General features: G+C 30.4%; 15 protein-coding genes and 1 pseudogene. 6 read left to right on the forward strand and 10 right to left on the reverse strand.

What is annotated here, in order from left to right; genetic code table 11:
• Window positions 1-172: 172 nt before the first annotated feature.
• The 4 genes and pseudogenes from E0K96_RS02350 to E0K96_RS02365 all read left to right on the forward strand — a co-directional run.
• Window positions 173-328, forward strand: a pseudogene (locus tag E0K96_RS02350) (amino acid--tRNA ligase-related protein); the annotation flags it as partial.
• A gap of 483 nt (window positions 329-811) precedes the next feature.
• Entirely contained in the window at window positions 812-1,396 is a 585-nt protein-coding gene (locus E0K96_RS02355) for a histidine phosphatase family protein (protein WP_087243901.1), read from the forward strand.
• A 196-nt stretch (window positions 1,397-1,592) separates the two neighbouring features.
• A complete protein-coding gene (locus tag E0K96_RS02360; protein ID WP_087305081.1) occupies window positions 1,593-2,051 on the forward strand; it encodes a hypothetical protein in 459 nt (152 codons plus the stop codon).
• Window positions 2,041-2,361: a hypothetical protein gene (locus tag E0K96_RS02365; RefSeq protein WP_168080901.1), complete on the forward strand. Its 321-nt coding sequence runs from the start codon at window positions 2,041-2,043 to the stop codon at window positions 2,359-2,361. Before E0K96_RS02360 ends, E0K96_RS02365 begins: the two co-directional genes overlap by 11 nt.
• Before the next feature lie 233 nt (window positions 2,362-2,594).
• Here E0K96_RS02365 and E0K96_RS02370 read toward each other — a convergent pair whose 3' ends face one another.
• A complete protein-coding gene (locus tag E0K96_RS02370; protein ID WP_168080903.1) occupies window positions 2,595-3,311 on the reverse strand; it encodes an Ig-like domain-containing protein in 717 nt (238 codons plus the stop codon).
• Window positions 3,312-3,577: 266 nt separating this feature from the next.
• Window positions 3,578-4,576 carry a tRNA dihydrouridine synthase DusB gene (gene dusB / locus E0K96_RS02375; protein WP_168080905.1) on the reverse strand — a complete coding sequence of 333 codons (999 nt, stop codon included), beginning with the start codon at window positions 4,574-4,576 and terminating at the stop codon, window positions 3,578-3,580.
• A gap of 217 nt (window positions 4,577-4,793) precedes the next feature.
• Between dusB and E0K96_RS02380 the strand changes: the two genes are divergently transcribed.
• Window positions 4,794-5,240 (forward strand): nucleotide triphosphate diphosphatase NUDT15, encoded by a 447-nt coding sequence (locus tag E0K96_RS02380; protein ID WP_087243905.1) that lies wholly within the window; start codon window positions 4,794-4,796, stop codon window positions 5,238-5,240.
• Between the two features lie 181 nt (window positions 5,241-5,421).
• Here E0K96_RS02380 and E0K96_RS02385 read toward each other — a convergent pair whose 3' ends face one another.
• The 8 genes from E0K96_RS02385 to E0K96_RS02415 form a co-directional block, all read right to left on the reverse strand.
• Window positions 5,422-5,961, reverse strand: coding sequence for a DUF1697 domain-containing protein (locus tag E0K96_RS02385; RefSeq protein ID WP_168080907.1), 540 nt, complete (start codon window positions 5,959-5,961; stop codon window positions 5,422-5,424).
• Between the two features lie 28 nt (window positions 5,962-5,989).
• Window positions 5,990-6,388: an SRPBCC family protein gene (locus E0K96_RS02390; protein WP_087936704.1), complete on the reverse strand. Its 399-nt coding sequence runs from the start codon at window positions 6,386-6,388 to the stop codon at window positions 5,990-5,992.
• Window positions 6,389-6,417: 29 nt separating this feature from the next.
• A complete protein-coding gene (locus E0K96_RS02395; protein WP_087243908.1) occupies window positions 6,418-6,942 on the reverse strand; it encodes a flavodoxin domain-containing protein in 525 nt (174 codons plus the stop codon).
• A gap of 185 nt (window positions 6,943-7,127) precedes the next feature.
• Window positions 7,128-8,000 carry an Hsp33 family molecular chaperone HslO gene (gene hslO, locus E0K96_RS02400; protein ID WP_168080909.1) on the reverse strand — a complete coding sequence of 291 codons (873 nt, stop codon included), beginning with the start codon at window positions 7,998-8,000 and terminating at the stop codon, window positions 7,128-7,130.
• Between the two features lie 132 nt (window positions 8,001-8,132).
• Window positions 8,133-10,091 carry an ATP-dependent zinc metalloprotease FtsH gene (gene ftsH / locus E0K96_RS02405; protein WP_168080911.1) on the reverse strand — a complete coding sequence of 653 codons (1,959 nt, stop codon included), beginning with the start codon at window positions 10,089-10,091 and terminating at the stop codon, window positions 8,133-8,135.
• Window positions 10,092-10,106: 15 nt separating this feature from the next.
• Window positions 10,107-10,637, reverse strand: a complete 531-nt coding sequence (gene hpt, locus E0K96_RS12150; RefSeq protein WP_087297786.1) for a hypoxanthine phosphoribosyltransferase — start codon at window positions 10,635-10,637, stop codon at window positions 10,107-10,109.
• A 27-nt stretch (window positions 10,638-10,664) separates the two neighbouring features.
• Window positions 10,665-11,900, reverse strand: coding sequence for a tRNA lysidine(34) synthetase TilS (gene tilS, locus E0K96_RS02410; RefSeq protein ID WP_240924408.1), 1,236 nt, complete (start codon window positions 11,898-11,900; stop codon window positions 10,665-10,667).
• Between the two features lie 70 nt (window positions 11,901-11,970).
• Window positions 11,971-14,157: a SpoIIE family protein phosphatase gene (locus E0K96_RS02415; RefSeq protein ID WP_168080913.1), complete on the reverse strand. Its 2,187-nt coding sequence runs from the start codon at window positions 14,155-14,157 to the stop codon at window positions 11,971-11,973.
• 162 nt (window positions 14,158-14,319) lie between these two features.
• Here E0K96_RS02415 and E0K96_RS02420 point away from each other — a divergent pair, with 162 nt between their 5' ends.
• Window positions 14,320-14,781 (forward strand): YbaK/EbsC family protein, encoded by a 462-nt coding sequence (locus tag E0K96_RS02420; RefSeq protein ID WP_168080915.1) that lies wholly within the window; start codon window positions 14,320-14,322, stop codon window positions 14,779-14,781.

Here is a 14,781-nt window from a genome sequence, read left to right on the forward strand (position 1 = left end):
AATATAAAATTATTTCCTCTTTCTTAATATAACTAAATGCATTTAAAATGGCATACATATTGGCATACAAAATAAAGTAAATATGTATAAATCCTATAAACTTTAAGTATTCTCTTGTATCTATGAATACATAAAAACACGTAAAAACATATATACAAATTATATACGGATTGAAATGGATTTAGATTATGTAGAAGCTTTGGAATACGGATTACCTCCAACAGGTGGTATGGGAATGGGTATTGATAGACTTGTTATGTTATTAACTGGTCAAGAATCTATCCAAGAAGTTATCTTGTTCCCACAGATGAAACCAAGAAATAAATAGTGATAAAATCAAGATAATTTAAATTTGAAAATCAAAAAAACAAATACTTTTTCATCTGATATACTATAAGTAATCTTAATCAAGTAAATGCATAACAATATTCTGTAAAAAATTATTAAAAGTAATCATACTTGAGATTAGGTAGGTTACATGTTATAATCTGCTTGTAAATCAGATAGCATTGTACCAAATGCAAATAGGTAAGGATTGTGACTCCTTACCTTTTTAGTTTTTAGAGCGAACTTAACACTAGGCTAGTTATCGTTAAAAGTGACTGTCTAACCATTCGCATATCTAATATACAATGACTTTTACCATAACAGAAATAATTGAATTAAACATTATTATATCACCCAATGTTGTTAGATTGGTAACAATAAAGAAAATGATTAATAAATATGCTCTATAAGCATAGGGAATGGCATAAAAGAAGTATTTGGTTATATATAATAAATTTGATATAATTAATATGAGGTGATATTGATGACTAAACATTTATATTTGATGAGACATGGAGAAACGCTATTTAATAAAAGAAGAAAAATACAGGGTTGGTGTGACTCCCCTTTAACCAAAACTGGCATCTTGCAGGCCAAAGCAGCAAAGAAATGTTTAAAAGATATTTCATTTGATCATTACTATAGTTCTACATCTGAAAGATGTTGTGATACATTAGAAATTATTATCGGACAGGATACACCCTATAAAAGATTAAAACAACTTAAAGAAAGAAATTTTGGTGATTTTGAAGGAGAAAGTGAAGATTTAAACCCAAAGCGTTGGAGTGAATTCAATTATGATGACTTATTCCCTCATTATGGTGGAGAATATACGCATGATGTTGTAGAAAGAATGTCAAAATGTTTACTTGAAATCATGGAAAATGACGATCATCAAAATGTTTTAGCTGTATCTCATGGTGGTGCCTGTTATTCCTTCTTAAGTTCAGTAACTGATCCAAATATAGTAAGGGATAATGGCGGTTTCACTAATTGCTGTATTTTACACTTTGAATATAACGATGGAAAATTTAAGTATATTGATATCTTAAGACCAGAATTCAGTTAGTAATCGTACTCTATTATTAAAGCAGGACAAAATAGTCCTGTTTTATTATTCATGAAATCTATCATATTTATCAAACTATTCTTTAAGCATCATTATAAAAACGTTTCTTGTCTATATCATCATTATTTTAACTTGTTGGTGTATATGATATAATTATTATAACAATGATATTCAAAAAGAGAGGACTTGAACAACCATGAAACAAATTGATCCCTATTCCTATCAATGTGGTGTTATTGATTGTTTTAATGAAATGGTCAAAGCTGGTATAAAAAATATAGCTTTAGCTCATCCTTGTACTACCAAAGAAGAAAGAGATAGCTATATTCCTTTTGTGGAAACTATCACAAATCAATATCAAACTTATTATTATTTGGATGATAATCCTTTAATTACTGATTTATTTCCTTATTCACTCAATAGAAAAACATATAATATTATCTTTTATAAAGAAAAGAAATATATAGAAGAATATATTGCATTAAAAGAACACAAAAGGCAATCTATTATAAATCAACAATATTCTCAGTTAAGAACAGAAATCGCTTATGAATTTGGTCATCTGTTAAGTTATTCAGATCAAACGATTGAACAATATATAAATATGAACAATGAAAAGGAAAATGATGAAGGAGAGGTATCATATGACCACTGAAAATTATTTAGTCATTATTATTGGATTCGTAGTTATAGCCACTGGAATTTATCATTATTTATCTCAGAAGCCTCTTACAATTTATCATAACATTCGCCCTATACTTGCTAAAAATATAACAGATGTTGCTAAACATAATCATGCAACTGCTTTGCTCTTATTTATTTATGGATTAATTTTTATCTTAGAAGGCTTTATTTTCAATCAAACAATTGTTCTTCATATAGCTATTTTCACTGCTGTACCTGGAACATTAATTGTCATGGCGATTTATGAAATTTTTATAAGAAGAAAGTATTCAACAAGGTAAACAATTTTGCTTACCTTGTTTCGTTTTGATAAACAATACATCTATATACTTAACTAACACTTTTTATAATATTCTTCAATATATTGACATTAGAAATGTTCATAAAAAGAATTTTATTATTGGAATATACGAATGATAGTATTTCATTTGATAAAAAAAGAGATTTTCTAATGATGGTTAAACTCAACATATCCAAAATCTCTTATTTATATATTTTAATCATTTTTTATATTTTAGAAACACACACTACATGCTGTATATCCTTCATTTTTGGCTTCACTTAAAGAAATTTCAATTTGACTTTTTCTTAAATAACGACAACCAGCACGATGATATTTACTACCGGTTTTTGTAATATAAACTGTTTCTCCAATATTCGTATTTGATGATTGTGTTGTTCTATTTGTTGAAGAATGATGTGTTGTATGATGAGAAGATGTCGTTGATTTCTTTTGTGTAGATGGGACGGTAATATGACATGTTTGTGTATGTCCATCTACAGTGGCACTTATAGTTGCAGAACCTGCTTTTAATACAGATATATGTCCTGCTTCATCTACAGTCACAACATCTGGATTACTTGATGAATATGTAATAGCATGATGACTGTTCGTTGTCACTTTTAATGTTTGTGTTTCATTTGATTTCAAAGTCATTGAAGTCTTTGAAGCTTTTAAAGTCACTTCTTCAATTGTGACAGGTATATCTATTGTTGATTCGTTTTGATACTGATCTTTGACAATAGCTTTAGCTATGTATTTTCCAGGTGTGTTGTCATTGACGTCATCATCATTAATCGTGATGTCACATTTTGATAAATCTTGTATAGATAAACATTTCTCATAATCAATAGTATGATTTTGTAAAGCTGTTGCCTCTTCTTGTAATTGTAATTGAGGAGCCGTTGTATCTTCTACTGAAATATATAAAGTTTCTTTTTTATTTCCCAATTGAAAATCAATTGTATAATCTCCAACATCTAAGATATCTTTAAAATCATCTATATCTTGACTACTATATTCAATATCACCATTAGTTTCAATAAAATCATCAAATTGATTTGGTAAAGTTTCTCCATATTCTAAAGTTAATGTATCTTTGATTAAATGAAAATCTTGCCTATTCCATAAAATAATACCTATAATGCATACAATAACAAATATACCTAAAATTGGTAAAACAATTTTCTTTTTTTATTTCCCTATAATCTTTTCCCCTATCTTTCCTCAAAAACTGCTTTATCACCTGTATGTAAATAAATGCGATATTTTTCTATAATCTCTTCTAATTCTTTATATGTATCAACCTTAGAAAGAAGATTTTTAATAGCACTGGCTGACTTTAAACCTTTGATATACCATGGAGCGTGTCCTCGCATCTGTCTCATAGCATTTTTTTCGCCCTCAACACTCATTAATCTTTTAGCATGTGATAAGCATTGATTGAGTTTTTCATCCATTGTTGGTTCTTCTAATAAAACTCCATTTTCAACATAAGCAACCATCTGTTGAATTACCCATGGATTCCCAAGTGCTGCTCTTCCAACCATCACAGCATCACAACCTGTTTCTTCCAACATACGTTTTGCATCTTGAGCCGTTTTGACATCTCCATTACCAATAACGGGAATAGAGACAGCTTCTTTCACCTGTCTGATATAGTCCCAGTTGGCATGACCTTCGTACATTTGTGAACGTGTTCTTCCATGTACAGCAATAGCACTCGCTCCTGCTTTTTCAATCAATTTTGCAATTTCAACACAGTTAATAGAATCAAAGTCATAACCAATACGTATCTTAACAGTCACTGGCTTGCTGACAGCTTCCACCACATTTTTAACAATATCATAAACCAAATCTGGATACTGCAACAAATAACTTCCTGCATGAGCTTTTAAAACTTTCTGAACAGGACATCCCATATTAATATCAATAATATCACAGTTTGAATGTTCGTCTACAAACTTGGCTGCTTTGACCATGGAATCTACATCCCCACCAAATATCTGTATACTGACCGGATGTTCATCTTCATCAATCGTCAACATTTCGATCGTTTTTTGATTACCATAACACAAGGCTTTATCACTAACCATTTCACTAACGACTAACCCAGCTCCAAATTCTTTAATAATCTTTCTAAACGCAACATTTGTGATACCAGCCATAGGCGCCATAATAATTCTATTTTTAATTTCTATATTTCCAATTTTCATTTTTTTCACCATAACACAATATAACATACTTTCTTGAAAATACAAAGACAAATACTTGATATAGTATAAAACATAGGAGGCGATAAAGAATAAATTTTCCATTGGCAATGTAATATTTTCCCTCTCCCATTCAAAATACATTGTTAGTAATAAACAAATGCGATTCTCATCAAAAGAATCGTATTTTTTTGTTATAATGATGATTGAGGTGATCATGATGGAAAAACACATAAAAGTGGGTGTAGGTGTTATGATTATTCACGATAATCAAATACTCATGGGACATAGAAATGCTCATTATGAAGATACAGGTGGTATCTATCAACCTGATTGCTGGTGTCTACCAGGTGGCAAACAGGAATTTGATGAAACAATATATGAATGTGCAAAAAGAGAAGTCAAAGAAGAAACAAATCTTCATATTGATGATTTACATATTGTTAATGTTGTTGATGATTTCCAAAAAGATAAACATTTTGTAACGATTCATGTTATGGCCAAAAAATATGATGGTAAGCTCCAAGTTATGGAACCTGATAAACAAGATGAATGGCGCTGGTTTTCATTAAATGAGTTACCTAAAAATATTTATTTACCCTCACTCAAATTTATTGAATTTTATTTGAATAAAAATAAAAGATCTGTCAACCATATAAACAGATAACTTACACTTTCCCCTCTATTTTTCCTCCCCAATATAAAATAGATGTAAGTTATCAAAGTTATATTCCTAATATTGGTAAACCCCAAAAAGAGAAGGCACCTTCCCCTTGTGCCTTCTTTTTTTATAAAAATTTATCTTTATCTATATGACTTTTCATTTTATATCATTATTTGAAAAGTGATTACATATTGGCTATTTTTCTGACTGTATTTGCTGTTCTTATCGTTAGTTTTGCACTGATATTTGCACTTGCTGTCTTGGACCACCAATTTGTTTTTTGATAATCTTTACGACTAAAAGACCAAAATATCACTTCTTTATAATTCTCTATCTTTTCTAATTCTTTTTTTGGTTCCCCAATTTCATTATAGACGTCCAAGAATTTTGCTGGTGGTATAATAAAAATAAGATTATCATAAATATCTTTGTTATTATTGCCCCACCATTGAGGTGAATTGTGTAAAATATCTAGAAGATCTTGTTTTGATATAACAAAAACAGAAATGTCTAAATGAAACTGATTGTGAATCACGAGTTCAATTTGATTTGTCAACTTCTTTATATCATCTTCGTGACTAGAAAAAATAACATTTCCACTATTAAGATAAGTCTTAACATCTTCAAATGCAAGTTGTTCAAAACCTTCTTTTAATGCTGGCATAAAGACTTTATTTTTTCCACTTACATTGATTCCTCTCAATAAGGCAACATATCTTTTCATATTCTTCATCGCCTCTATAAATTAGGATTTATTTCTCTAATATTCTTTTCAAATCCATAACAAACTGTGTTTGCTGTTTTTTTAAATATGATTTTACAAATGGCTTCATATAGAATTTCTTTGCTGTTACCTGTTCTGTAAAATCAATCTCCGTTTTATCGTCTATGGAAGTGAAAATGCCAATCCAATGTCCTTTCATATTGCTATTTTCCATATCAAATTCCCAGCGCTTATGTGGTTCTACAACAGTGATAGTAAAAGTGGTGGAATAGCCGTTTTTGGTATATTCAATAAATTGTTCTTCATTTATTACTTCCGTTTTACTTAAATCACTTCGCCATTGAGTATATTTATCAACTGCTAAAACAGTTTCCCAAACTTTATGAATATTACTATCAATGCTGTCTTTTATATTTGAAATTGTCATTTTTTGCACTTCCTCTCAAATTATAATTTTTATTGAATATATTCCAATAATGGTCTTAGATATTCCTTATCAGTCCAATCACATTTTTCTCCTACTGCACTCATGAGTGCTTTCATCCAAGGTTCATAAGTGCTAGGATCTTTCTTTGCTATAGCTTTTTGTAACATTTTGCATAAAGTTCTATCTTTCAATGACATTTTTTCTTCATCCCAAGCACCTCTCGCATAAAATGTTGGTACATTTTTTAAATCTTCTTTAAGATTATGTGCTTTTACTTCATTAAATGCTTTCTTGTCAAATGGTGATGCACCAACACATAGTATAGCTATTTTTTTATTTTTTAATAAATGATAGTTTTTCCTAAGAAATGATAAACCTGCTATACCAGAAGCATAGATACCACCACATAATACAATTGTATTATATTTTTCTATATCTTTTATCTTTGCATGTGGTGTTTCTATATAATCAAATTGAGTTTCTTCAATTAACCAATTGACATATTTTTTTGTTGATCCATACTTTGATTGATAAATGATAATACCATTTTCCATATTTTCATCTCACTTTCTCATAACGCATTTTCATGATAAATTATATTTTACAATACAATTATATCAGGAATATATCACACAATCATTTCTTTTCAGCTTCTAACAAACTATTATCTCCAAAATTTTTTGTATCATCAAATAGTCGTAAGACATTCTATGATTTCACAACATAAAAAAAGAATATCCTACTGGATATCCTCTAATAATGATTTTAATTCATCTTCACTAAAAGTATACTTTGAATTACAGAACTGACATGTCATTTCACAACCATGATCTTCATCAATCATCGCTTGAATTTCATCTTTTCCTACTGTCATTAATGCATTTCTCATTTTATCTTTTGAACAGTCACATTCAAAAGATAAATCTTGCGTATCTAATATTTCAACATCTTCAAAAATCATTTTTAATATTTCTTCAGGTGTATGACCTTCATTTAATAAAGCAGAAACTGCCGGGAAATTTTTCATTTTATCTTCAATATAAGAAATATCTTCATCACTGGCTTCAGGTAAAAGTTGGATAATAAATCCACCACTAGATAAGATTTCATTTGTTGTATCAACAAGAACACCTAATGAGACGACAGATGGCACCTGTTCTGATACCATAAAATAATAAGAAAAATCTTCACCAATTTCACCAGTTTGGATAGGTACAGTCCCAACAAATGGTTCTTTTAATCCCATATCCTTAATCACTTGTAAAGTTCCCTGATTTCCTACAGCTAAACCAACACCGAGTTTACCTGTATCTTCATAAGTATAATGAACATGTGGATTTCCAACAAAAGCTTTAATTTTCCCATCGCTATGTGTACATGCCATTAATGTGCCAATAGAGCCACCACCGTTCATTGTGACAGTCATTTTCTCATGATTTTTATTCATCGCTCCAAGCATCAAAGTGGCTGACATCAAACGTCCTAAAGCTGCTGAAGCTGTTGGCCATAAGTCATGCTTTTGTCTTGCTGTTTCTAATAAATGCTGTGTTGTACATGCAAATACACGACAGTTTTTTGATTGTACTAAACCTCTCACTAAATAATCTTTCATCTTTTAACCTCCTAGCGCAAAGTAACCAATTAACGGAATAACCATAGACGCAATAATAATAAGAACCAATAATTTACTCATTGTACTTCTTTTCATTGTAATCTCCTCTTACAAAAATAAGCACATACGTGCTTATTTCATTTCATCTAATAAATCATCATCTAAATTCACTGTGTTTTTCTTTTCTTCTACTGGTGGGTTTTGATCATGATGATCATTGTCATCCACACCATTATCCATTTCTAACATATGTCCAGTGTTATATAATGATTCAATTTGTTCATTATTTAATGTTTCATGCTCTAATAAAGCATTCGCAATAATAATTAACTTATCTTTTTGTTCATTGATAATCTGACGACATTGTTCATAACAAGTATCAATAATCTTACGAACTTGCTGATCAATTTCATAAGCAATTTGACCAGAATGTGTATTGCTTGTAGATGAATAATCTCTACCTAAGAATACTGCATCATGACCAGAATCATATTTAATCGGTCCTAAATCAGACATACCTAATTCAGTAACCATTAATCTGGCAATACGAGTCGCCTGTTCAATATCATTATGCGCACCAGAAGAGACATCACCAAAGAAGATTTCTTCAGCTACACGTCCACCCATGAATCCAGTAATGCTTGCCATTAACTGTGATTTTGTTTGGAAATATGTTTCTTCTTTTGGTGTCATTAAGTTATATCCACCAGCTTGGCCTCTAGGAATAATTGTGACTTTTTGAACTTTATTGGCATCCTCTAAAGTTAAACCAATAATTGCATGTCCTGCTTCATGATAAGCAACCAATTTTCTTTCTTTTTCTGTATACTTACGTGATTTTTTCGCTGGTCCACCAATAACACGGTCAATCGCTTCATCAACATCATCTAAAGTAATACGTTTATGTCCTAAACGAACCGCTAATAAAGCCGCTTCATTTAATACGTTAGCTAACTCTGCACCTGAGAAACCAGGAGTACGTTGTGCAATGTTATCAAAATTCACATCATCTGTAAATTTCTTATTACGTGCATGAACACGTAAGATTTCAGCTCTCGCTTTTTTATCTGGGTTTGCAACTTGAATTTGTCTATCAAAACGTCCTGGACGAAGTAATGCAGGGTCTAAGACATCAGCACGGTTTGTTGCTGCTAAAATGATAATACCTTCATTACCACTAAATCCATCCATTTCAACTAACAACTGGTTCAATGTCTGTTCACGTTCATCATGTCCACCACCGACACCAGTTCCTCTTTGACGCCCCACAGCATCAATTTCATCAATGAAGATGATACATGGTGCATTTTGTTTTGCTTTTTTAAACATATCACGCACACGTCCAGCACCAACACCAACGAACATTTCTACGAATTCAGAACCTGAAATAGAATAGAAAGGTACATTGGCTTCACCAGCTACTGCTCTTGCAAGTAATGTTTTACCTGTACCTGGAGGCCCTACAAGTAATACACCTCTAGGAATTTTAGCCCCCATGTTGGCAAATTTCTTTGGATTTTTCAAGAAATCTACTAATTCTTTTAATTCTTCTTTTTCTTCATCTGCTCCAGCAACATCTGTAAATCTTGTTTTGCTGTCTTTCTCTAATTTCGCACGTGAGTTTCCAAAATCGAAAGCTTTGGCATTGGCACCCCCGCCACCACCAATACTTCTCATTACAAAAAACATCACACCAATCAATAAAATATATGGAAGTAAACCTAATAAAGTATCTACCAACATATTTTCACTTTTTGCATCTAAAACTTCAACTGTAATACCTTTGTCTTCCATTAACTGAATTAAAGAATCTAATTCCTGATCAGTTTGTGGAACATTTGTTTTAAATGTATAATTGACTTCTTGACCTTTTTCAGTCTTTGTATATTGTCCTTCTACACTTGTCACATAAATACCAGGCATCACTGATACTTCAGTTACATTTTCTTTATTGACAATTTCCGTAAACTCAGTATAGTTCACTTCATTTGTACGCCCCATATTTAATAATGGAACTAATGAACTTAATAAAATAATGACAAGAACCCAAGGCAATATGGCTTTTATTAAACTCTTATTCTTATTGTTCATATAATCTCCTTTTCACTACTGATAACATTCTTCTTTTAAAATACCTACATAAGGTAATTGACGATATTTCTCATTAAAATCCAATCCAAATCCAATCACAAATGCATTAGGAATTTCAAATCCTACATACTTGGCTTCAATTGGATAAGTACGTCCTTCTTTTTTATCTAACATTGTGACAATTTCAACAGAATTTGCACCACGTTCTTCAAGCATTGCTTTGACTGTTGTTAATGTTTTACCGGTATCTAAAATATCTTCTACAAGTAAGATATCTTTACCTTTGACATCCTGATCCAAATCTTTCTTGATTGTAATTGTTCGTGATTCAACACCTTCATAACTGCTGACATCCATATAATCAAATGTCACATCTAATTCTATATATTTAGATAATTCCGCTAAAAAAGGAACAGATCCTTTTAATAAACCAACCAGAATCACTTCTTTATCATTATAATCATTTGTAATTTGTTTTGCTAATTCTTTACACTTCTCAACAATTTCTTCTTGAGTATATAAAATCTCTTTAACATCTTTATGCATACTTCTCACTCCTTATAATAAGCCTTTTTATTTTATCACAAATACATTTGGTTTTGTAGTCAAATAATCAATGTTTTTTGCAATATGTGGAACTAAAACAATAGTTCCATCTTTATTCACGACAACAGGCCATGTTTTTCTTTTCAAAGCAGGAATTTTTGCATTTATAAATAGACGTGAGAGTTTTTTTGTTCCAGAAGATGTCATAATGCTATCGCCTTCTTTCATTGTACGGATAGTAATTGGATAATCTTCAGGGGCAAGAAAGACCCCTTCATTGATATGACCACTATCTAATAAATGGAAATACTCACAACCAAAAGGCATATATTCTCTAAATTCAAAATAATAGCCTTTGGTTTTATCTTTATCAATGATGTAGATATTATCGTATTCTTTTATGAACAGATAATTAACTGGTAAATTCATTTGAATATTTGGTTTTACACTATCAATCTGATGCTTGATTTCCTGAATAAGAGAATAAGAAATTAACTGTGTTGGCATCACATCACGTAAAATTAAATAAAGGAAGATTTCTCTTAACTCTTTAGGAATATAATAATAGTAAATAATGCCATCTGTTTTATATTGTTGGTAATAGGTTTGAACTTTAAACTCTAATTCTTTGATTCTTTGATTATGTGCTTCAGCCTTTTTTAAAAGTTCTTCTTTTTGTTGTAATGTATAATGATTCAAAACAGTATTACGAACTTTATCTCTTTCAAAATCTGTTTCAAAATTTGTATAATCATCATGATAAGGAATATGCCCATCTTGACATCTTTTGATGATTTCTTCTTTATATAGACACATTAAAGGTCTAATAATACGCATATTTTGAACATGTGTTTCCTGTTTAATTCCTAAATAGTGAACCGTATTATGATGGGATAACTGCATATAAATAGTTTCCAGATGATCATCTAAATGATGACCTAAAATCACACCATCAACATGATAAAGATCATAGATTTCTTTATAAAAATTATATCTTAACGTTCTTGCCTGATTTTGAAAATTACCCTGATGATAATCTTGAGGATGAAACTCTTTATAATAGAAAGGAATTCCATACATTGCACAATAATCACTAACTAACTCATAATCCATATAACTATCATGACGATAATTATAATTCACATGAGCCACCAGTAAATGATACCCTTCCTTTCTTAAAGTATCTAAAAGATACATTGAATCGCATCCACCAGACACACCAATCACGTAATATTTTGAACGATCTAATAACTCTAAATTCATGCTATCACTCCATGAGGACATTATATCAAAGAAATGATAATTCCAAAACAAAAATCCCAATATTTTGGGATTATTGCTTACATATTTTTAAAACCATGATGGTCATATCATCATTCCTTTGTTCATCATTTGCCAATGTCATAAATAAATGAGCAATATCTTTAGGATGATCATCACCAATCAAATATTCATTATCCTTTAAAAATTCTCTAAAATGTCCTGAAAAACCATCACTTACCATAAAAATCATATCATTTTCTTTCAAAGTTTGTTTTTGAATCATTGTTTCAAGTGGTGAAACAATACCCATCGGTAATGTTTTAGATTCTACTTCTATGATTTCATGATCACGTAAAATATAGGTTGGACAAGCTCCATATTTCATAAATGTTGTCAATCCATTGACCAGATTGATTTCTATCATATCAACCGTAGTAAACATATCATTACGATTTTTAATCTTTAATAAAGCATTCACTGATTGAATGGTATCATTTAAAGATATGCCATTTGTAATTAACTGTTTCATGACATCTAATGTCAAGCTTGAATCATCACTTGCTTTTTGTCCCTGTCCCATACCATCACTTATCGCAAAATAGTCATTTTCATTCATAGAAAAAATTGTATAACTATCCCCACAGGCAATACTTTCTTTAGCACATTGTGAGACTCCATATTGAACAAAATAACGGGTATGATGTTTTAAAACAAGATATGTATAACCTAACTGATGCATGGGTGTTTTGATGACTTCTATATCCAATGTTTCATTAAGATAAGCTTCAAGAATCGGTATAAATTCATTTTCAATTTCTTCTCTAGTCATATCATATAACCCTATTTCTAAATAATAGACTGATTGTGATTCATAGTATTTTTTAAGATGTGCCAATTGAAAATGATAACCTTCCATATGTTCATAAATATGCTTTTCTTCAATATGTCCAATTTCCAGTTGATGAGAAAACTGATGAAAAACATGATTTAATAATGAAAATTGATGATAGAGATCATTTTTCATCACTTTATATTCTTCCTGAACTCGTCTGATTTTCCGATAATCTTTACGATACTGCTGTACTAAAGCTAGATATTTTTCTGGATTTAAACAATATTGATGAATAAAATCTTCATCAGCTTCACTATAACTTTCTTTTAATCCTTTATTCATTAATTTGACTAAACGGTGTGGTCCATATTTTTTATGAAAGCAAGTGGTTTGACTTGAACAATTCTGACACATATCTTCATAAATATAACCCACATATTCTAAAGAACGATTAGGTGCAGGCGCTTTCGTAAACAAAGCCGTCATCTGTTCAAATAAATGACAGAAAGAATCAACCTGTTTTGATAATTGTTGTTTAAAAGTCATTTCCTGATAACTTGAAGACAAGACAGGTTTATGTAAACGCATCGGTAAGATGAAAAAAATCAAGCCACTGGCAACGACAATAAATCCATGATATGTATATTGAAAATCTAAAAAGAATGGCAAAATAAGATGAGATACAAAATACAAAGAGACGATAGTTGATTTTTTATGACAGGGAATCATATAGAAAAAGAAAAGGGGTAATAAAAAAGATAAAATATCATCTTTATATCCTAGATCCATCAACAGCATCAACATGGCGCTATAAAATAATCCTGGCAGTAAATCATCTAAACATTCATGATAAATCATAATTAAAATAAAAATACGAATTAATATCATTGTTGACATTTGAGAATATGGCAATAACCCCATTGTACATATAAGAATTACAACTGTTAAAGCTTTCATTCTTTCATGAGTCAAAAGCTCAGCTTCGCCATGCATAAATATCGGTGTCAAAGATGTAAAAATCATTGTATTGATATATGTTAAAATAGTGAGTAATAAAGTTGAAAGTAAATCTATTTGAATATAAGCATAATAGATGCCTCCAATCAATGTTAAAAGATAGGGCACATATCTTGATTTCATGGATTGAAACAGTAAACAGAATTCTAAAATAACAAAAGATATAGCACTTATCACAAAAACATCATAAGGAACATCTAAAAATATAACCCCTATACCAAGCCCTATAGCATAACCTATAATAGACTGATACCCACACATAAAGCACACATAAAAAAAAGGCAATGCAAATAATAATGATGTTGAATAAATATGTACAATAGAAATTAAAAAAGAAATTAATGTTATATAAAAAATAAATTGGTACCTAATCTTTTTCATACGACTAGGACTAAGAATCAGTTCCATTTTTCCCACCTCTTGCCATTATTATAGAGGTTCCCTTTTGCATTATTTGTCATATTTAAAAGACAACCATTATTTTTTTAAACAGTCATCATTCTATAGATTTTACTTATCCTATTCAAAAGATTATACTAAAACTGAGAGAAATCAAAGGAGGTCATAACTATGTCATATAAACGTGTTCAAACATATTTTCATCAACTTCATTTAGCAGATCGTATTATTGATTTAAAGGATTCTAGCGCAACTGTTGAATTAGCCGCAAAAGCATTAGGATGTCAACCTCAACAGATTGCTAAAACTTTATCTTCTTTAATAGATGAACAACCTTTGCTGATTGTTATGGCTGGTGATGCCAAAATTGACAATAAAAAATATAAACAATACTTCCATAAAAAAGCAAAAATGATTCCTAATGAACTTGTTGAATCCTATATTGGACATAGTCCTGGTGGTGTATGTCCTTTTGCAGTCAAAGACAATGTGCAAATTTATCTTGATATCTCTTTACAAAAGTTAGAATACGTCTACCCTGCAGCTGGCAATGATCATAGTGCGATTCGCTTATCTTGTCATGAATTAGAAGAGTGTTGCCATCCTCAAGACTGGATAGATGTTTGTAAATAA

The sequence above is a fragment of the Massilimicrobiota sp. SW1139 genome (assembly GCF_012027715.1).
Lineage (GTDB): Bacteria > Bacillota_I > Bacilli_A > Erysipelotrichales > Coprobacillaceae > Allocoprobacillus > Allocoprobacillus merdigallinarum.

Bases quoted from the DNA above. Each gene is read 5' to 3' on its own strand.
- E0K96_RS02355 (WP_087243901.1), top strand. From the start codon at position 812: ATGACTAAACATTTATATTTGATGAGACATGGAGAAACGCTATTTAAT.
- E0K96_RS02360 (WP_087305081.1), top strand. From the start codon at position 1,593: ATGAAACAAATTGATCCCTATTCCTATCAATGTGGTGTTATTGATTGT.
- E0K96_RS02365 (WP_168080901.1), top strand. From the start codon at position 2,041: ATGACCACTGAAAATTATTTAGTCATTATTATTGGATTCGTAGTTATA.
- dusB (WP_168080905.1), bottom strand. From the start codon at position 4,576: ATGAAAATTGGAAATATAGAAATTAAAAATAGAATTATTATGGCGCCT.
- E0K96_RS02380 (WP_087243905.1), top strand. From the start codon at position 4,794: ATGGAAAAACACATAAAAGTGGGTGTAGGTGTTATGATTATTCACGAT.
- E0K96_RS02385 (WP_168080907.1), bottom strand. From the start codon at position 5,961: ATGAAAAGATATGTTGCCTTATTGAGAGGAATCAATGTAAGTGGAAAA.
- E0K96_RS02390 (WP_087936704.1), bottom strand. From the start codon at position 6,388: ATGACAATTTCAAATATAAAAGACAGCATTGATAGTAATATTCATAAA.
- E0K96_RS02395 (WP_087243908.1), bottom strand. From the start codon at position 6,942: ATGGAAAATGGTATTATCATTTATCAATCAAAGTATGGATCAACAAAA.
- hslO (WP_168080909.1), bottom strand. From the start codon at position 8,000: ATGAAAGATTATTTAGTGAGAGGTTTAGTACAATCAAAAAACTGTCGT.
- ftsH (WP_168080911.1), bottom strand. From the start codon at position 10,091: ATGAACAATAAGAATAAGAGTTTAATAAAAGCCATATTGCCTTGGGTT.
- hpt (WP_087297786.1), bottom strand. From the start codon at position 10,637: ATGCATAAAGATGTTAAAGAGATTTTATATACTCAAGAAGAAATTGTT.
- tilS (WP_240924408.1), bottom strand. From the start codon at position 11,900: ATGAATTTAGAGTTATTAGATCGTTCAAAATATTACGTGATTGGTGTG.
- E0K96_RS02415 (WP_168080913.1), bottom strand. From the start codon at position 14,157: ATGGAACTGATTCTTAGTCCTAGTCGTATGAAAAAGATTAGGTACCAA.
- E0K96_RS02420 (WP_168080915.1), top strand. From the start codon at position 14,320: ATGTCATATAAACGTGTTCAAACATATTTTCATCAACTTCATTTAGCA.